This window comes from Flavobacterium sp. 22659 (assembly GCF_052044235.1).
Taxonomy (GTDB): domain Bacteria; phylum Bacteroidota; class Bacteroidia; order Flavobacteriales; family Flavobacteriaceae; genus Flavobacterium; species Flavobacterium johnsoniae.
Genome location: NZ_JBQEMU010000002.1, coordinates 75,025 through 95,271, shown reverse-complemented (window position 1 = coordinate 95,271; position 20,247 = coordinate 75,025). Strand labels below are relative to the sequence as shown.

Annotated in this window: 12 protein-coding genes; 2 read left to right on the top strand and 10 right to left on the bottom strand. The window is 34.9% G+C overall.

Going from position 1 to position 20,247, the window contains the following annotated elements; translation table 11 throughout:
• Nucleotides 1-2: 2 nt before the first annotated feature.
• Both ACTJIW_RS02610 and ACTJIW_RS02605 read right to left on the bottom strand, forming a co-directional pair.
• Entirely contained in the window at nucleotides 3-4,382 is a 4,380-nt protein-coding gene (locus tag ACTJIW_RS02610) for a CusA/CzcA family heavy metal efflux RND transporter (RefSeq protein WP_440715636.1), read from the bottom strand.
• A gap of 84 nt (nucleotides 4,383-4,466) precedes the next feature.
• Nucleotides 4,467-4,805, bottom strand: a complete 339-nt coding sequence (locus ACTJIW_RS02605) for a hypothetical protein (RefSeq protein ID WP_274250293.1) — start codon at nucleotides 4,803-4,805, stop codon at nucleotides 4,467-4,469.
• Nucleotides 4,806-5,017: 212 nt separating this feature from the next.
• On the opposite strand from ACTJIW_RS02605, the gene ACTJIW_RS02600 reads away from it, so the two are divergent.
• A complete protein-coding gene (locus tag ACTJIW_RS02600) occupies nucleotides 5,018-5,938 on the top strand; it encodes a phytanoyl-CoA dioxygenase family protein (RefSeq protein WP_440715635.1) in 921 nt (306 codons plus the stop codon).
• Here the strand turns inward: ACTJIW_RS02600 and ACTJIW_RS02595 are convergent, their stop codons facing one another.
• The 4 genes from ACTJIW_RS02595 to ACTJIW_RS02580 form a co-directional block, all read right to left on the bottom strand.
• A complete protein-coding gene (locus tag ACTJIW_RS02595) occupies nucleotides 5,939-8,212 on the bottom strand; it encodes an ATP-binding protein (RefSeq protein ID WP_440715634.1) in 2,274 nt (757 codons plus the stop codon).
• Nucleotides 8,212-8,814 (bottom strand): biliverdin-producing heme oxygenase, encoded by a 603-nt coding sequence (locus ACTJIW_RS02590; RefSeq protein WP_440715633.1) that lies wholly within the window; start codon nucleotides 8,812-8,814, stop codon nucleotides 8,212-8,214. The genes ACTJIW_RS02595 and ACTJIW_RS02590 overlap by 1 nt, the downstream gene beginning before the upstream one ends.
• Before the next feature lie 142 nt (nucleotides 8,815-8,956).
• Nucleotides 8,957-9,595: an NAD(P)H-binding protein gene (locus ACTJIW_RS02585; protein WP_440715632.1), complete on the bottom strand. Its 639-nt coding sequence runs from the start codon at nucleotides 9,593-9,595 to the stop codon at nucleotides 8,957-8,959.
• A gap of 27 nt (nucleotides 9,596-9,622) precedes the next feature.
• The gene (locus ACTJIW_RS02580; RefSeq protein WP_440715631.1) at nucleotides 9,623-10,390 is read right to left on the bottom strand and encodes a methyltransferase domain-containing protein; all 768 of its coding nucleotides are present in this window, start codon (nucleotides 10,388-10,390) and stop codon (nucleotides 9,623-9,625) included.
• A gap of 246 nt (nucleotides 10,391-10,636) precedes the next feature.
• On the opposite strand from ACTJIW_RS02580, the gene ACTJIW_RS02575 reads away from it, so the two are divergent.
• Nucleotides 10,637-11,173, top strand: coding sequence for a contractile injection system tape measure protein (locus ACTJIW_RS02575; protein ID WP_440715630.1), 537 nt, complete (start codon nucleotides 10,637-10,639; stop codon nucleotides 11,171-11,173).
• Between the two features lie 146 nt (nucleotides 11,174-11,319).
• On the opposite strand, the gene ACTJIW_RS02570 is transcribed toward ACTJIW_RS02575, so the two are convergent.
• The 4 genes from ACTJIW_RS02570 to ACTJIW_RS02555 all read right to left on the bottom strand — a co-directional run bounded on the left by ACTJIW_RS02570 (nucleotide 11,320) and on the right by ACTJIW_RS02555 (nucleotide 20,246).
• The gene (locus ACTJIW_RS02570; protein WP_440715629.1) at nucleotides 11,320-14,136 is read right to left on the bottom strand and encodes a M16 family metallopeptidase; all 2,817 of its coding nucleotides are present in this window, start codon (nucleotides 14,134-14,136) and stop codon (nucleotides 11,320-11,322) included.
• Between the two features lie 147 nt (nucleotides 14,137-14,283).
• Nucleotides 14,284-16,878, bottom strand: coding sequence for an alpha/beta hydrolase family protein (locus ACTJIW_RS02565; protein ID WP_440715628.1), 2,595 nt, complete (start codon nucleotides 16,876-16,878; stop codon nucleotides 14,284-14,286).
• A gap of 21 nt (nucleotides 16,879-16,899) precedes the next feature.
• Nucleotides 16,900-18,879 carry a TlpA family protein disulfide reductase gene (locus ACTJIW_RS02560; protein ID WP_440715627.1) on the bottom strand — a complete coding sequence of 660 codons (1,980 nt, stop codon included), beginning with the start codon at nucleotides 18,877-18,879 and terminating at the stop codon, nucleotides 16,900-16,902.
• A gap of 11 nt (nucleotides 18,880-18,890) precedes the next feature.
• Nucleotides 18,891-20,246 (bottom strand): RagB/SusD family nutrient uptake outer membrane protein, encoded by a 1,356-nt coding sequence (locus ACTJIW_RS02555; RefSeq protein ID WP_440715626.1) that lies wholly within the window; start codon nucleotides 20,244-20,246, stop codon nucleotides 18,891-18,893.
• Nucleotide 20,247: the final 1 nt, after the last annotated feature.

The window sequence follows — 20,247 nt, the reverse complement described above, 5'->3', positions numbered from 1 at the left end:
TTTTATAAATTTTGAAGAGTTTGAAGAGTATTAACCGCTTTATTATAGCTGTTAACCATGTCTAAATATTCGTTTTTTATCGTTACAGCCTGATTGATAACCATTACCCATTGCAGATAATCAATATCTCCATTTTCAAGCTGGCTGTTTGCCGCATCAATAATAATCGAAGCGTTTTTGAGACCGTCATTTTCATAATACAGCAGACTTTCTTTGTATTTCTCAATCTCGCTTACGGCATTACTAATTTCTGCTTTGGTTTCAATTTTAATAGTTTCTGCCTGCGCTTTGTAATTTTCGTATTCGATCTTTGATGCTTTGTTTCGTGCTGACTGACTGGAAAAAAACAACGGAATCGAAAGTCCGACATTTACATAATTAAACCTGTGGCTGCTGTCGTAATACACATCCTGACCGGCCGAATTGGTCTGAGTGCCTATAATACTTAAATTATTATAACCCAAAGTAATATCAGGCATCATTTTAGCTTGTTCTGATCTCCATTTCCATTTTGCGGCTTCGGCTTCATGATTCGAAAGCTGTACCTGTGGAAGTGAAGCAACATCTGATTTTTCATTTACCGAAAAATTAAAATCATTTTTAATTTTATTCGACGCAGGTTCATAAACTGTGCTGTCCTGAAGAACGGCATTAAACGAATTCAGTGTTATTGCCAGATCTTTATTAATCATTGTAAGCTGATTTGAATAAAACTGTCTTGCCGACTGCGAAGCGGTTTTTTCTAAAACATTCGTTTCTCCTACTTTATAGCGAAGCGATGCTTTTTGTTCCATTAATCGATAAATAGAATCGGCATAAGTCAATAAATCTTTTTTGCTTTTCAGCCAGATATAATCGTAAAACAAGTTTCTTACATTTGATTTAATCTGTTGAGAAGTCAATTGAGACTGCGCTTTTGCCGAATTATAATTTTCCTTTAAAGCCTTTTTTTGATGTGCATAAACGGTAGGAAAAGCAAAAGTCTGGCTTACGCCGAAACGTGTATCATTTACGCCGCTGTTAAACTGTCCGTAATCTGCATCGACAACGGTTTTTGGAATATCAAAAGCCGATTTTTGAAGCTGCTCTTTTGATTTTTCATTCAATTGTGCGGCCTTGATTCTTTTATTATACTGAATCGCTTTTGACAACGATTCTTCAAGCGAAATTGGCTTTTGCTGTGATTGAACCGAAGCTGTAACCAATAAACCAATTAACAATAAAGTCAGTTTATCTATTGTATGTTTTTTCATTTTTTTAGAAAATACTTTAGTGTGAAACGTCATTAAATAAATAGACGGAAGAACAAACAGCGTAAGAAGTGTTGCTGTAATAAGTCCGCCAATTACAACTGTTGCCAGCGGACGCTGTACTTCTGCTCCCGCTCCGTTGCTTAAAGCCATTGGAAGAAATCCTAAAGATGCCACAGCAGCCGTCATTAATACAGGTCGAAGTCGGTTTTTGGTTCCGATAATAATAATTTGAAAAGGATCTGAAACTTCACCTTGTTTTTGAATTCGGTTAAACTCTGATATCAAAACAATTCCGTTTAAAACCGCTACTCCAAAAAGGGCTATAAAACCAACTCCAGCCGAAATACTAAAAGGCATATCGCGCAAAGCCAGTCCAAAAACGCCTCCAATTGCGGATAAAGGAATTGCGGTAAAAATGATTAAACCTTCTTTAAACGATCTAAAAGCAAAATACAATAATGCCAAAATCATAAATAAAGCGGCAGGAACAGCAACACCAAGTCTTGATTTTGCCTGCTGTAAGTTTTCGAACGTTCCGCCATACGTAATATAATAACCCGGATCAAATTTGATCTGCGTTTCGACTTTTTTCTGTAATTCTTCTACAATAGACTGAACGTCGCGTCCGCGGACATTAAAACCAACGATAATTCTGCGTTTAGCATCTTCACGCTGTATTTGGTTTGGTCCTTCGACTTCTTTTACAGAAGCCACCTGATAAAGCGGAATCTGCATTCCGGATGGTGTGGCAATTAATAAATTACGAACATCCGAAATATCTTTTCTGCCGCTGTCTTCAACCCTAACGACCATATCAAATCGTTTTTCACCTTCATAAATACTTCCGGCTGCAGCTCCGGCAAAAGCTGCGTTTACGGTTTTATTTATATCAGATACATAAATCCCGTATTTTGCCATTTCTGCCCATTCGTAATCAATTACAATTTGAGGCATTCCGGTTACTTTTTCAACATACAAATCTGTCGCTCCCGAAACGGTTTTGCTTATAGCTCCCAGTTTCTCAGCATATTCCGCAAGTTTATTTAAATCTTCGCCGTAAATCTTGCATACCAAATCTTGTTTGGCTCCCGTCATTAATTCGTTAAAACGCATTTGAACCGGAAACTGAAAACCAGTTGTAACTCCCGGAGCAATCTGCTTTACCGTTTCGGTCATTTTATCAGCCATTTCAGGGAAAGATGATGCACTTGTCCATTCTGATTTATCTTTCAGAACAATAATCATATCGCCGCCTTCAATTGGCATTGGGTCGGTTGGAATTTCGGCACTTCCAATTCTCGAAACTACTTTTTCGACTTCTGGATATTTATTTTTTAGTTCAGTTGATATTTTCTGGATGGTTTCTGTTGTGGTCGAAAGATTGGTTCCCAGCAGTAATCTGGTTTCTACTGCAAAATCGCCTTCTTCTAACTGCGGGATAAACTCTCCTCCCATTCTGGCAAACAATATCAAAGCAATTCCAAATAAAACAAAGGCAGAAACTACAATTGCTTTTCTAATATTAAGTGCTTTCGAAAGCCAGTTTTCATAATAGATTTCCAGTTTTGCCATAATCCTGTCGGAGAAATTTGGTTTATGACTTATTTTTTTACTGATGAATAAAGAACTTACCATTGGCACATAAGTCAAGGATAGTATAAAAGCACCCAAAATAGCAAAAGCAACTGTCTGTGCCATTGGTTTGAACATTTTCCCTTCAATGCCTTCTAATGATAATATTGGAAGATATACGATCAGGATAATAATCTGTCCAAAAACAGCCGCGTTCATCATTCGCCCTGCCGATCCGGTAACTTCTTTATCCATTTCTTCCTGCGAAACAGAATCGACGTTTTTATACTTTTTGGCGCTGTGCATATGATGCAGAATGGCTTCGACAATAATTACGGCTCCATCTACAATTAAACCAAAATCGAGCGCGCCAAGACTCATTAAATTACCGCTTACGCCAAAAGTATTCATCATAATAATGGCAAATAACATCGCTAACGGAATTACAGATGCAACAATAAATCCGGCTCTTAAATTTCCGAGAAAAAGCACCAGAACTAAAACTACAATCAATGCACCTTCGATTAGATTTTTTTCTACAGTACCAATCGCATTATCTACCATTTTGGTACGATCCAGAAAGGGTTCTATTTTTAAACCTTCCGGCAGGATTTTTTCTATTTCTGTAACACGTTTTTTTACGGTTGCAATAACATTATTGGCATTTTCGCCTTTTAACATCATGACAATTCCTCCTACTGATTCTCCAAAATCATCGGTTGTTAAAGCGCCGTAACGTATAGCCGAAGACATTTTTACTTCGGCAACATCTTTTATTAAAATAGGTGTTCGGGCCTGCGTATTTTTTACAATGATATTCTGAATATCTTTAATGTTTCGGGTAAGCCCCACACTTCGGATATATAATACAGTAGGGCCTTTTTCAATATAAGCACCGCCTGTGTTTTCGTTATTACTGCTCAATGCGGTAAAAACTTCTTTTATAGTCAGGTTTTGTGCTTTTAACCGGGCTGGATTTACTGCAATTTCATATTGTTTCAATTTTCCCCCAAAAGTGGCTACATCAGCAATTCCGGGCGTTCCTAAAAGCTGTCTGCGAATAGTCCAGTCCTGGATTGTTCGTAAATCTTCAAGCGAATATTTTTTCTCAAAACCGGGCTGAGGCTTTAAAACATACTGATAGATTTCACCTAGACCTGTTGTTGCAGGCGCCATTTCGGGTAAACTGGCATTTTCGGGAATTTCTACTTTCTGCAAACGTTCTGTAACCTGCTGGCGCGCCCAATACACATCGGTATCATCTGAGAAAACAATGGTAACAAGCGAAAGCCCGAAACGCGAAATACTGCGGCTTTCTTTTAACTGCGGTATATTGCTTATAGCTTGTTCTATCGGGAAAGTTATAAGACGTTCAACATCTTCTGCACCCAGTGACGGAGCGGTTGTAATAATCTGAACCTGATTGTTGGTGATGTCAGGAACGGCATCAATTGGTAAACGGGTTACTTCAAACACGCCGTAGATAATCCACAGCAGTGTAAAGATCCCAATTACCAGTTTATTTTTAACTGAGAACTGAATGATTTTATTAAGCATAATGTATTAAATTTTTAGAAATAAATACAATGCCGTTAAAACATAAAAATGCCTTAACCGCAAAGAGAATTCTTTAAAAAATAATTATGCTAAAGGTGGTCTGAACACGCCGAATAAAGCGGGATTCGAATGTAAATTTGAAGTGTATGGTATAATACGGTATTCTGAAAATCCGGAATTAAAAGGAAAGCAGATTACCGGTTTTTCTACAGGAACAAAAACAAGCTGTAATGAGTGTCCCGAAATATTCTTGAAAGGAAGCTGCATATCGCGGTCAGCATCATTGTCATTTTCATCTTCGCCCCAATAATGCATTTCCAGAAAATCAATGAAACTTAAGTTTCTTTTTTGCTGGTGCTCTTGAAAATGCTCAATTAATACCGGCAGTTTATAAAACTGCTGAAAAATGCCAATGTTTGACATTATAATAAAAACAAATATGTAAGCTATTTTTCGCGGCACAACGCAAATTTACTTTATGAAACAAAATAAACCTAACTTAAATTATTATATTTTGATAAAGAAACTGTTTTTGGGCATTCTTGTATTAAATAAAAGGAACAAAAATCACGTACTATTACTTGGTTTCAAGTCAATTCATTTTTTTAATTTCACTTGAAAAAAATATTCATTCTATGCCTTGGACTATTCTTGAAAAACTATGGAAACGTTCTATACAGCCAGTAAAAATTACTGCTGCCGAGACTTCTCAAACCTGGGATCTGGAAATTAAGACTTTATATGAGCTGGGGATAAGCATGGAAGATACTCTGCAGTTTTTATATTTTGAAAAACCTGATTTTGAAACTTTTAAAACATGGATTACCAGCAGGCAAAAGAAAGCAACCTTAGTTGATGAAGACTGCATAGAGGATGTTCTTTCTGAAAAAGATCTTCAATTTTGGAATGAAAACGGTTATGTAATCGTAAAAAATGCTGTTTCAAAAAGCGACTGCGAAGCGGCTCAAAAGGCTATTTGGGAATACTTGGAAATGGAACCTGATAATAACGAAACCTGGTATAAGAGACATCCGGATCAAAAAGGTTTAATGCTTAATTTTTCTGATCATGAAACTTTAAATAAAAACCGATTTTCTCCCAAAATAAAAAAAGCGTATGAACAGCTTTACAATTCAAAGAATATTTACAAAACTATTGACAAAGTAAGTTTTAATCCGCCTGAAAATGAAAGTTTTAGTTTTTTAGGAAGCGGACTTCATTGGGATACGAGTTTAAAACAGCCTATTGTTTTTGGACTTCAGGGACTGCTTTATCTTACGGACTGCGGTCCGGATGACGGTGCTTTTCATTGTGTGCCTGGCTTTCATACTAAAATAAATGACTGGCTGAATAATCTGGAACCAAATGAAGATCCGAGACAGAAAGCTCTTCTAACACTAAAACCGGAACCTATAATTGGCAATACTGGCGATTTTATAATCTGGGATAGTACTTTACCGCATTGTGCAACACCAAATAAAGGCAAGAACCCCAGAATGGTACAGTATCTTACTTATTTACCCGGCAATTATGATGCTTCGGGAGAATGGATATAATTACAAAAGGGTTTCTTCCGGGTCACACGGAAAATAAATTTTTATTTCGGTCCCTTCTCCAACTTTTCCAACAGCTTCAATATTACCTCCAACGGTCTGCATGATTTTTTTACATAAAGCCAGACCAACTCCAGAACCGGTATATTCATCCTGATTATGAAGTCTGGAAAAAACTTTAAAAATCGTTTCGGCATACTTTTGTTCAAAACCAATTCCGTTGTCCGAAAAACTAACCCAATGGCAGTAAATTTTATTTAAATGCCCAAACAGTTCAGGTTCCTGAGAGGCCGTAATTTTAATAACAGGAGATTTGTCCGGCGATGCATATTTTAGTGAATTTTGAATAATATTTGAAAACAGCTGTCTCATTAAAAAACTTACGGCATAAACCTCCGGAAGGTTTTCGCTTTGTATTACCGCTTTGCTTTCTTTGATGTTTTCTTTCATGTCTGCCGTTGTAGTTTTTAAAATTTGATTTAAATCTACTTTTTGCAGTACATCTCTGGAATTTTTTATTCTGGTAAATTTTAAAATATCTTCGAGCAAAATTCTCATTCTGCCTGCTGATTTTGAAACTCTTACTAATGAGCTGTGAATAGATTCCAGAGGAATAACATCAAGTTCAGTAAGCATTTTTGAAGTAATCATCTGAATTTTACGCAGGGGTTCCTGTAAATCGTGTGTACTAATCCAGTTGATGTTTTCAAGTTCTGAATTGGTTTCTTTCAATACCTCACTCTGCGTACGATATTTTTCTTCTTCCTTGCTGAGCATTATCAGCATTAAGTGATTGTGAAGCGTATGCGAATAGTGTATTGCCGTGTTTATTTCATATTGTTTCCAGGTATTGCTCTGGTTTTTTATAATCTGTTTCCAAATATTAAATGAATTTCGAGGATGCAGTCCGTTATTATCCTTTACAATCGCTTTTTCCGGATCTCCTCCCCAATTAATTTCAGATATTGTTTCGGATCTGTACCAAATAATATGGCTGTGACTGTCTAGAGAATGATACAAAATACCTGCAAAATCAGGACAATGTTCTATTTCAGAAAAATAATCGCTCAGCTTATTGGTAACAAAAGTTTTATCCTGTATTTGTTTGGTAATCTGCTCTGTTAAGGTTTTAATATATTCATCAGAAGGTGCTAAAGCACTTTTATAAATTTTATCCTTTGTTGAAACAGATACACCAGAGGCATTGCATAAATTTAAAATTTCCTGAGTATTGACAATCGTTTCTAATGAGTCGTCTGAAAGTGGCAATTCTAAACTTGTTAGTTCCTCAAGAGCTAAAGATGCTTTGTGCGCGCTTACATTCTCATCATTCGATTGCCTGATATCAATTTGAGAGGTTATAAACTGTCCCTGAAGTTTTGCAGCCAGTCTAATTTCCGGCGAAATATTCTTTTTAGAATAATGATGACAGGCAATTAATCCCCAAAGTCTGTCGTGATGAATAAGCGAAATGGTAAGTGTTGCGCCAACTCCCATATTTTTTAAATATTCTACATGAATTGGAGACGTACTTCTTAATATAGAAAGGCTTAAATCGAGATTTTTATTTTCTTTATTATCATCAATCGTAAATATTGGAACGGGTTTATAATCAATATCTACAATTAATCGAAGCTGATTTTTGATATACAATTCTCTGGCCTGAACCGGAATATCAGTATGCGGATAATGTAACCCTAAAAATGGTTCGAGATCTTCACGGCAGCTTTCGGCAAATACTTCTCCGTTATACTGCTCGTCAAACTTATAGATCATTACACGGTCATAACCTGTAATTTCCCGTGTTCCTTCTGCAACCAGCGCACACAAGTCTTTAAGAGAAGATGTATTATTCATTTGGGTCACAAACTGAATCGTTTGTGTGTAAACATCGGCCAGTTTTTCTCTGTCGGCAAATTTAGGTTCTGCTTCCAGCACATAAATATCATGACTTTTATGTATGCTGACCTGAAATGACTTTCCTAATAAATTAATTTCTAAAGGAAATACATTCTGAATTTTATCTTCATTGATATAATCAAGAATTTGTTCTTGTTGTTGTAAACCAAAAATAGCTGTAAAATTTTTCCCTAAAATATCGGTATGCTGTAAATCGACAAATAAAGAAATATTTGCTGTGCAGAAATCTATTTTCCAATCAGAATCAAGACCTATCAAAAAACCGTGAGGCTGGATACTTCCCGGGATATGTATGGGTTCGTGTTCACAATTGGTTAAGGTAACAAGATCGCGATTGACTATATCTTTAATATTCATTATTTTTTTATGCTCCCGAAATGATTGTAAATACTATCAAAAGCATATACAGCTCCTTCTATAATACTATTTGCGCAATTATTATTTTGTTCATACTCTGCAAGCACATTTAGGAAATTTTTCCAATAACTGCCTGTTTTATCTCCATAACCTTTAAAATACGATACGCCCTGATCATTAGAAAGCTGTGGGTTGTTTACAATATTTTTTAATATAAATCTTCCGCCTAAGCTCGACCCTTCTATAACATAAAATACGCCAAGAGCAAAAGGCACGCTCATCTCTGTTCTATCAAAAACTTTAAATGAGTCAGTTTTATTGTGGTTAAGAAATAAAAGATCTTCTTCTATTAAATGTTTCTTTTTTCTTTGGTCTAAATCCGGGATAATTTCTGAAAGCAGCGGATAAACAAGCTCTTCTGTGTTTTTGTGAACATCATGCATTAAATTAAGATAATGTATATAATCTTCTATTTTCATGTCCGGAGATAAGATAGAAGCAGAAACAGGAAGGCTTTCTAATTTTTTATGAGAATCTGAAGTTTGAGTTTTTATATGTGTTAAAAAATCTGAAGACAGAGACGCGGCTGTATTTGTAGTCATAAGAGGTAATAATAGTGATTTTTTAGAAAAGTTAAATTGTTTTTTTACTTCTCTCTAAAACAAATTTATAAAAAAACATTTCCAATTATTAAAAAAAGCAAACCCAATTTCTGTCAAATTTTTGTGTTTTAAAGGCCAACTTTTAAAATTCAAAAATTTTATTGAGTTCAACTATCGTAGTTCCAGAGGAAAGGATTTTTGGAGCTTTCACTATTTTCTTTGCCAAAAGTGAAGTTTCAAGCGGCTTAAATTTTTTAAAAAGTCCAATTTTGTTGAGTATTCCTATAACTTTTACGGCTATTTTTTCGCCCAATCGGTCAGAATCTTGTCGTACTAGTGGTCCAGGTCTAAAAATAATGTACTGCTCAAAATTAAGAGCAGCAATATAATCTTCGAGTTTTCCTTTCATCTTAGAATAAAAAACACTGCTTTGAGCCGATGCACCATAAGAAGAAACCAAAACAAACGATTTTACCTGATTTATTTGTGCTTCTGCAGCAAATGCGGCGGGAATATCAAAATCTATTTTCCATTGTTTTTCTTTTGAGCCTGCTGCTTTTAAAGTAGTTCCGAGGCAGGAAAACAAAACATCGCCTGTAATTAAATTTTTAAGATGCCCAACGTTTTCAAAATCGACAATATGTTCTGTTAATTTAAGATGCGTTTTCCCGGAAGGTTTTCTAACAAAAGTTACAACCGAAGTATAATCGTTATCATTAAGAAGCTCTTCTGTTAAAAACTTTCCTGTTGAGCCTGTCGCCCCAATTACTAATGCTTTCATATTGTAATGTGTTTAGAAAATCAGTATTTATGCTTTTGTTCCGTAAAGCAAAAGTCTTTTAAAAGAATAAATCGCCGGAAGTTTTGGAAAACTTTCTGCTATTCTTTCTTTGTATGTTTTTATAAAAAGTTCTTTCTGTCCGCCTTCAAGTTTTTCCATGTATGGAATTAAAGCTGAACCTGAAATGAAATTATATAACGTATCGTGATCGTTTGCAATTATGGGATACACTTTCTGCATGATTTGAATATCTTCGAGACCGCTGTCAAATAGTATCTGCGCATATTCATCAATACTCAAAACCGGTGAATCTCTTTTAAATCCTTTCAGATACGTTTTAAAAGGTTCTTCGTTTACTAATTCGATTAAAATTTTGTTGAGTTTATTTTCTGGCTGTACCGGCATTTGTACTGCAAACTGGCCTTTTGAATTAAGAAGGTTTATCAATTTAGGAAACAAAACTTCATGATTATTCGACCATTGCAAAGCGGCATTGCTAAAAATTAAATCCCATTTTTCGGCATTTTCAATCATTTCTTCGGTTGATGCTCTGCGAAAATGCAGGTTTTCTGTTTCTAATGCTTTTGATTTTTCCAGCATTTCTGCCGAAGAATCAACACCAAGAAAATGGACTTCTTTAAATTTATCTGCTAAAATAGCGGTTTGTTCGCCTGTACCGCATCCTAAATCAATAGCTTTATTATTTTTGACTGGCTTTATCAAATCAGCCAAATCATAAAATGGTTTATAACGAATGTCTTTAAACGTATTGTATACTTCTGGATTCCAAGGCATTTACTTCTATTTTAATATTAAAAAAACGACTTGCGGCTTTAACCAAATGCAAGTATTTTACTAAAGTACAAATTTCCTGCTTGTTTTGGTATTCAGAATTATTAAATCTTCAAGTGTTTTTTGTTTTTTACTCACATTATTAATTAATTCTAAGTGTTTTTCATTTTTAGGTATAAATACTTGTGCTTTATTACGAAAAGATTTATAATTTTATATCGCTGTTAACTAACCAAAAAATACCCCCGAATGGAAGTTTTAAAGATGAAGACTCCAACTAAAAATGATATTGCTGTACGGAATGCTGGAGTAGTAATTATAAATAATTACATTCCAATGCTTTTTGAAAGACTTGAACTTACAGTCAATAACAAATTCACTAGTTTAGAAAATCAAAAAAAGGCTGTAAAATATTTGCAGTATGTTGTTACCGGACTGCCTAACACTGATGAAGTGTATTTACCGCTGAATAAAGTTTTATGCGGTCTTTCTGTAACTGATAAAGTTACTGATGAAATTGAAATTACAAATCAGGAAAGAGACTTAATTCAAGGCTTGTTACATGCAGTAATTAGTCATTGGCCTGAAATTGGAGACTGTTCTGTAGATGGTTTTCGAGGAAATTGGTTTATTCGCGACGGAATTCTCAGCGAACTGGAAGACAAATGGGAACTTAGAGTAGAAAAAAGAGCTTATGATATTTTGCTCAACAGATCTCCTTTTGCATTTTCAGTTATAAATTTTCACTGGATGAATAAACCGTTATATATTAACTGGGCTTATTAAAAAATAAAAGAGCTGTCCGGCAAAACAGCTCTTTCTAGTCTACAAATTTTATAACTAATTCAAATTTAAAAGAAACATAAGTTTTTTTCTTTCCAGAGACTATTAAAATTAAAGTAAAGAATTGCCGTTCTTAGAATAATGAAAGTCTATTTTAAAGTCCTTTCGTTTGTTTTGGGCTGCATTACAACTTCTACTTTATCTGCTTTTGGCAATACTTCGCCTGCATATTTTTTAATGTCTTTTACAGAAATGCTTTTAATTAGTTTTTCATATTCGGCACTGCTTACAAACTTGTCTCCTGTTTTTAACTGATCGACAATAATGTTCATCCAGTATGAATTTGCTTTGATATTCTGCTGATTGCTTTTTATTAAATCTTCTTTTATATCTGATAAATCTTTTTCTGAAACATCACTTTTTACGATGGTATCTAATTCATCATACACTATTTGAAGCAGTTTAGCGTCTTTTTCGGGATTGCAGTCAAAACTCACACGTAGAGAAAAAACCGGAGATGGATTTTTAGACAATGCGCTTTCTGTTTGTACACCGTAGCTTCCGCCCTCGTCTTCTCTGATTTTATCTAAATAACGTTTGTCTAACAACTGCGAAAGCATATACGCCATAATTTGGTTTTTCTCAGAAAAAATAACGCTTCTGTTTTCAATATGTACATAAATACTGGTTTTAGGAACACTCATTTCTCTTACCAGTTTTTCTTTGGCAGATCCTTTTGCCATTCTTATTTTATGATCGGTAAATTTTTCCTGAGTTTGATTTCCTGAAATATTCCCTAAATATTTATTAATGGTTTCAAGATCGCTTTCGGCAATGTTTCCAACAAATACAAATGTAAAATCTGAAGCATTAGAAATGCGTTCTTTATAGATTCTCGAAGCATCATCAAACTTAAGCTGATTCAGGTTTTCTTTGCTTAACAAAAAAGTTCTTTTATTATGATTGGTATCTAATAAAGCAATCGTATCGCCAAATATTTTACTGTTGTTTTCGTTTACATTTTCAAGCGCATTGTTGTAATAATCAATAATACGTTTATAGGCCTGAGTTTCAAATCTTGGATTTTTAAAGTATAAATAAGTGAGTTCTAAAAGCGTTTCCAGATCTTTTTTTACTGAACTTCCGCTGAAACCTTCGTAATGCTCGCCAATAAACGGACTTACTTTTACGGTTTTTCCTGAAAGCTGTTTTTGAAGATCGGTTACTTTAAAATCTCCCAATCCTGAATTTTTGGCTAAAACTGTAGCAATCTGCGAAGATGCCAAATCTTTTTCAGGAAGTACAGAAACCCCGCCGGGACTAAAAGCTGAAAACAAAATTTGATCCTGAGCTAAAGTTGTTGGGTAAATAATGACTTTTGCTCCGTTTGCCAAAACATATCCTTTTGCTGCTGCAATTCCTTTAATTTCAAATTTCTTAGAAACTGGTTTTGCAGTCAGTTTATCAGTTACTAAATCTGTATTTGCAATTGTTTCGGTGTAAGGTTCTAATTTTTGTTCTTTTATTTTTTTAATTGCAGTTGTATAATCAGTTTCAGCTGGATAAGTCACATTTTCTTTTTCCGGACCAGAAACGGTTAAAATCTGGTTTTTCTCTGTTGGAAGCGCACGGAATAGTTTATTAACCTGATTAATATCCAATTTATCCAAAGTCGATTTTACAAATTCAACTTCTTCTTCCAGACTCATTACAGGCGAAGCTTCTAAAAAGTAATTCTGTAATTGCGAAGCCCAGCTTTCATTACTGATTTTATCTTTGTTTTTTAACTGATTTTGATAACCAGTACGCATATTTTCTTTTACACGATCGAGTTCTTCTTTTGTAAAACCATTTTGAATTGCTCTTTCATATTCGGTATAAGCTTGTTGAAAGGCTTCTAACAATCTGCCGTTTTTAGGATTTACGGTTAAGGTAAATAATGAAGACAAACGTGTTAAACTCGAATGGCTTACACCTGCTGATAATAAAGCAGTTTCATTGTTTACAATATATTCTCTAAAACGATTGTTCATCATTTGCAGCGCTAATTGTTCTGCAATGCTGTTTTCAAATTCTGTAAAATCCTGAACAAGCGGTTTGTTCTTTTTAAAATTGAATGTAATTGAGGTTTTCTGAGCTTCTTTGTCAACTGCCAGTTTGTACAGCAGTTTATCATTATCCGGAATCGATTCATAAGTGCGTTCTGCCGGATTTGAAGGCATTGGAATTGATCCCATTATTTTTTTTACCTGCTGTTCTATTTTTGCAGGATCGATATCGCCCACAATTACTACTGCCTGATGATTTGGCAGATACCATTTTTTATAATAATCCCTAAGTTGTTTGTATTTGAAATGATCGATAAGATCCATATCGCCTAAAACGTCTCTTTTTCCATATTTTGAACCATTGTATAAAACAGGTTCCAGCTGCGACCCTATTCGCAGATCAGCGTTTCTTCTGGTACGCCATTCTTCGTGAATTACACCTCTTTCGGCATCAATTTCAGCATCTTTTAAAGACAAAAATCCTGACCAATCGTGTAAAACATATAAACAGGAATCTAATAGAACAGGATTTTTAACCGGCACATTGCTAATATTGTAAACCGTTTCGTCATGTGCTGTATAGGCATTAATATCACGCCCGAAAGTAACACCATGTTTTGCCAGCATATTAATGATTCCTTTTCCTTTAAAATGTTCTGTTCCGTTAAAGGCCATGTGTTCCAGAAAATGCGCCAGTCCGTTTTGATTGTCATCTTCTAAAATAGCACCTACATTCTGCACAAAATAAAAGTCGGCTCTTTCTTTCGGCCATTCATTATGCAGAATAAAATACTGCATTCCGTTATTTAAAGTTCCGTGCACTACATCTTTCCGCAGCGGAATTGTAGTTTTAAACTGCGCTGAAACCTGAGATAAACCCAGTATAAAAAAGTGCGCTAAAAATATCTTTGCTTTCATTTATTTGATATTTAATGTTCTTTTTTGATTGATTTTTTCTGAATTGTTTTTTGAAATTACGATAAGTAATTCCTGCTGTTAGTTTGAAGGCTTCCTAAGAAACCTTCAAATAACAGTCTTCGGGTTGTATAAATGTATTGGCTTATATTACATCCAGTCTGGGCGCGCTGCACCTTTTAAGTAATAATCAAAATACTGCTGCATTTTGATTGTCCAGTCTTTTTTGTTTTCGGCACCATCGAGACTATGACCTTCTTTTTTATAATTCACAAGCCATCCTTGTTTTCCTAAACGGCGAAGTGCAAAAAATAAAGACTGTCCTTCCTGATATGGCACTGCACGATCATTGTCATTATGAAAAATAAGAATTGGCGTTTTGATATTTTTGGCTGAAAAAATTGTCGAGTTTTTGATATAACCGTCTAAATTATCATATAAAGAACTTCCCATTCGGTATTGATCGGCTTCGTATTTAAACATAGTCGATATACCGTTTGATCGCATTACGGGATAGTTTGCCGTAAAATTACTGACTCCCGAACCTACAATTGCACAGCTGAAAATGTCTGTTTTGGTTGTTAAAAATGACGTTTCGTAACCGCCAAAACTATGCCCCTGAATTCCAATTTTTCCTTTTTCTGTAATACCTTTTGATATTAAATATTCTACACCGCTTACCACATCATTATAAACGCTGTTTCCAACATCTCCGTATGTGTAATGTACATCTGGCTGAAAAACAATATATCCCTGGCTTACAAATAAAGGAATATTAATATTTGAACTGCTTAATTCCGGCATTTGATACTGGTTTAATTCGGCAGTATGTTTTTCGTAAAAATGAACAATCACAGGATATGTTTTTTTGCTGTCGTAATTATCCGGCAGATAAAGGTTTCCTTGATTTTCTTTTCCGCTGAAACTTTTCCAGGTTACTAATTTTGAAGTTCCCCAGGCATATTCTTTTTGCTGCGGATTGATGTCTGTAATTTTTTGCTGTGAACCAAAAGCAGCAGTTCCCCACCATAAATCAGGGAAAATGGTATAACTTTCTTTAGAAAACAAAACACTAGAATCATCTGCTGAAACGGCTTCGATTCTAACATTATAATCAGGATTTGCAAATACTTTGGTTATTGTATTTCCTGCTAGTTTGTAAATGCCTTTAGATTTATGCTGGGTGTCAAATCCAGCTAGAGTTACGGTTTTCCTGTTTTCAAAATCGCCTATAAAACCTTCTTCGCCGTAACGAAGTGCAATTTTGTTTTTTCTTCCGTATTCTTTTGTCAAAGTGTACGGTGCTTTTTGATTTAAAAGATCAATTGCCCACATATCAAATTCATCGTAAATTACGACTGTGTTTCCGTTGTTTAACCATCCGGCAATTCCGTAAGCGGTATTAGCTGATTTCATATCGACATTGTCATCTGAAACCGGAAAAGGAATTTGTGCACTTATGTTCTTAAACTGCATTGAAGAGCTGTCAAAAACAGTCCACACTTTTTGCTTTTCATCATACATAACCGCAAAAGTTCCCTGAGGATTCAAGCTTATGCCGCCAAAAACGCCTGTTAGTATTTTTGTAGATTTTCCTGTTGCAACATCGATCCAGTAAATATCGCTGCGCTCGTTAAATGTCCAGTCAACTTCTACTGCGTATGGTTTTTTATCGATTGCAAAAACGCCTTTAAAATTACCTGATTCCGGTATAATTACCTGATCAAATTCTCCTGTTGCAGTCAGTTTAATGACTTTTTTGTTTTTAATATCGTAAATGTATTTTTGTTCGCTTGGCTGCGTTTTTGAATTGCGAAGCATTTCTTGTCTGCGTTCCATAGCGCCTTGTGCCGTTTTCCAGATTTCGGCATTTGATTTCGGCATTTGGTTATTTTCTTGTCGCTTATTAGAGAAAAGCTGTAACTGAATATAATTGGTATTTTCGTTTAAACCATAAGCCGTTTTTGATATTGAATATGACGGATCGTTAAAAACTATATCATCATAATTGAACAACGGTGTTACTGAATTGGTGTTTAAATTGAAATAATACACCATATTAAAATCAGCATTGTTGTTGGTTTTAAGCGTAAAAGTACCGCCGTCTTCTTTGCTGTTTAACTGAAAATCGCCAAAATCTGAAGCTTTTGCGCTGTAAATAGTCTGCTGTTTTCCTCCCGGAATTCCTTGTTTTAAAAATACTTTGTCTTTTTCAATCTGCACATATACAATGGATTTGTTCTTTAAAAAACGTGACGATTTTATGTTGTTTACAAAAATGCTGTCATTGCTTTCTAAATTGTAACAAACCAAACGCTGCAGGAAAAATTCTCCTTTTGCAGATTCTGGTCGTGTATAATAAAGAAAATCTGTTCCTTCTAGAGCATTTGTATAATGTTTGCTTTTCCAGAGTTTTTTTACCCCTGTTTTTAGATTTTGCAAAACAGTGCTGTCGTTTACGCTGTACTGAATCCAGTCTTTTTTTCCAATAAACTTTAAATCGCTGGTATTATTTAAAACCAAACGTTTGCCTTTTGGAGCTTCCTGAATGATAATCTGTTTTTGATTTTCTTTTTCTTCATCCTGAAATACGGTGCTGTACGACAGCCATTTACCATTATAAGATAAGGATTTACTGTTGATTCTTTTCCATGTTTGGTAAGCCGATTCGTCAACCGCTTTTTTCTGTGCCGATAAACTATGTACACTCAAAGCGAGTGTACATAGTAAAAATACTTTTTTCATATATTTCTGATTTTCAAAAAACTATTCGTTTTTTAAAGCATTAATAACGTTTGTAAGTTCGTCTACAAGCTGTCCTGGATTACCTGAATATCCTTCTGATGTAAAACGAATCTGGCCATTCTTGATTACTACTTTTCGAGGAATGCCGCTTGATTTAAAAATTGCCGCATAGTTTGAAAATGAAGCATTGTTTGTGCCGCCGCCTTTTTTTACTAAATCAAAATAAGTGTCAAGCTTTAGACCTTTTTCTTTTAAATAAGCCGCAGCTTCTTTTTTATAGCCTTCTTTTGTTTCCTGAGTGCTTATGAAATAAATCTCAACTTGTTTGTCTTCTTTAAAATTGTTGACCAATTGCTGCATAGCCGGAAATGCTTTTTTACAAGGTCCACACCAGGTTGCCCAAAAATCGATTACAATGATTTTGCCGCTGTTTAACGCTAAATCTTTTGTTTTACCGTCTGCGCTTTGAACTTTAATTGCCGGAGCCGGAACTGGATTCATTAAAGTGATTTTTTCTTGAGAATTGTTTTCTTTTTTCAACTGCTCTAAATAAGCCGGAAAATCAGCTTCTTTTTTTCCTTCTTTTATAAAGGCTTCTTTTAGTTTCGCTGTTAACCCTTCCGATAAAGTATTGGCTCTTGCAGCATTTTTCAGTACTTCGGTTGTTGGTTTGTTCAAAGCCTCTAAAGCTCTAACATGAATGTCATTGATGCTGGCTTTTTCGTAACGTTTTTGGAATGGCAGTAATTCAAAAGTTTCTAAAACTTCTTTGTATTTTTTCAGCATATCGTACATACGAATCTGAATCACCAATTCGTTATTCAATTGTGTTTTTGCATTTTCTGTCGCCTGATTTGGTGACCAGTAAATGCCCTGCATGTATGATAAATCATTTACTTTTTCCTGCATCAGCTTAATCATTGGCACTGCCATTGTTTCGATAACTGCAGGATCTACTACTTTTAGATATAATGCTTTCGAAATATTTTGATGATAAGCATCGTTTAAATTAGCAAAATTCATGGTTGGAATTAAGGCCAAAATACTTTTATAGTCTTTATTGTCAAAGTAATATCCAAACTGCATTTTTACAATGTTGTCATAGAAATATTTTTGCGAATCCGGTACATCCGTCGTGTATGGAAAATCAGCTAAAAACTGAGTGATCACTTTGTTTCTCTCTGCAGCATCTGCAATAGGCATAATTTTTTGATAAGCTTTGAATCTTAAAAAAGCGCCTTTTGGAAATTGTTTTACAATTACGTTTTCAATAGAATCTGCTTTTGCTTTATCTTTTAATTCATAAGCATAAATGTTATGTACTTTCAGATACACTTCTTCCGGCATTCCTTTCATTTTTTTGGTGAAATCTCCCAGAAAACGGCTTCCTAATTCCTGAAATTTTTCAGGCTTTTGTACTTTCAAAACTTTAAAATAGGTATCAAAAAATTCAGGAAACCTGTTTCCATTATCGGCTACTTCTTTCTTTAACCAATATTCTGCAGCATCTCCGTTTATAGTGAATTCTTTAAAATAACCGCCAAACTGACCATTAAAATCTTTGTTTCTAAAAGTTGCCCAAGCTAAGTCTGCGCCTGGCATTTTTACTTTAGGTTCTTTAAAAGCTACTAAAAGATATCCGGTGTCTTGTCCGGTATCTGTCACTAAACCATTATCGGTATTGCCATAGAATTTGAAAGCCATGAAGGCACAGTTTTTTGGAACCGTAAATTCGACATTCCAAACAGCGCCGTTTTTCTTCATTTTCAGGTCTTCAATTTCCCATCGGTAATCATTAAAAACGTAGGCATAACCATTAATTTCTTTAATATTTTCAAGCGGTCCGCCTTTAGCATCATAGGTCATCTTTAAAACTGCGCCCGGAATGGGCACATCTGCCATTCCGGTTAATCTCAGCTTTGTTTCCTGACTTGTAACTTGTAAGGTAAAGGCACAAAAAACCAATACCAGTAATTTGATATTTATTATTTTTTTTAGCATTGCTGTGTTTTTTATTTCCCTAATTCAGGGTTTAAATCGATATAATTTTGATTGATTGGGAATACATATCCAGCGCTGTTTGGTGCCAGTGTATAGGTTTGTCCTTTAAAAACTCTGGTATATGTTTTTTGGTAAACAGGATCAAGATTTAATCTTTTTTGATCGAACCAGCGGAATCCTTTTCCTATGAATTCTTTTTGTCTTTCAACCAAAACTAAATCTAATGCTTCTTTGCTTGTTGAAGCTGAAACCTGATATGACTGGCCTGATTTATATCTTTTGGCTCTAACGATATTTAAATTGTCTATCGCTTTTTGCGTTTGTCCTAATCTGGCATAACATTCGGCTGCAATTAAATACATTTCAGGAACTGATACTCCAACGTTAATTCCCGTTGTCTGGCTGTATCTTGGTATTCCAAAACCTCTCCCGGTATACGTTGGAAAAAAATTTGTTCCGGCCATTGTGTAAAAGTTGTAACGCAGATCATTGGTTTCGAAACTGTTTAATAAATCGTTTGACAAAGGAATGCCAACATAACCGTTTAGTAATGTTTTTGAGAATATAACTTCGGGATTTTGAATTAAAACCGGATAGCTGAATCCTGTCGCTAAACTGTTTAGGTCAATTAAACCGTTTTGCATTGCAAGGGCTTTTTCTGCATTGTCTAAACTTAACTGATACGATCCCATATATAAATAGGTTCTTGCTAACAGCGCATAAATAGCTCTTTTTGAAGGCAGTACATTAAACTGTGGTGAATCCTGAATATCATTTGCCAATGCATCTTTTAAATCAGAAATAATCTGGTCGTATACCTGCCCTACTGTGCTTCTTTCCAGAGAAGAAAACAATTCTGGTTTTAATAATAACGGAACTGCTTTTTCTGAATTGGCAGAAGCCGGATCAAACTGCGGACCGTAAGTATTTACCAATTGCAGATAAGCAAAAGCTCTGTGTACAAAGGCTTCGGCATAAATTTCTTTTTTTTCTGCATCTGTTCCTTTCTCGCTTCCCATAACTCCGTTAAGAATTACGTTACTGTAATATACTGCTTTGTATAAACCAATCCAGTCTGCATCGCCTTGTGAAGGATCATATATTCTATCCTGCCATGTGTAACTATTACCCCAGATTGTGGAAACACCGTTTTGGTATGTGGTTGGAAATTCGGCGTCTGCATTAGAAAGAAGATAAATTCCTCCTGAGGAAGTCATATCGTTATAATTGTTTGCCAAACCTCTGTAATCAGAAGTATATTTTAAGATTCTGTTGTTTCCCACTGGTTCTACTTCAACATAATCTCTACAAGAGTTTAATAAAAGTACCGGCAGGAAAATATATAGTGTGAATTTTAGAAATTTCATA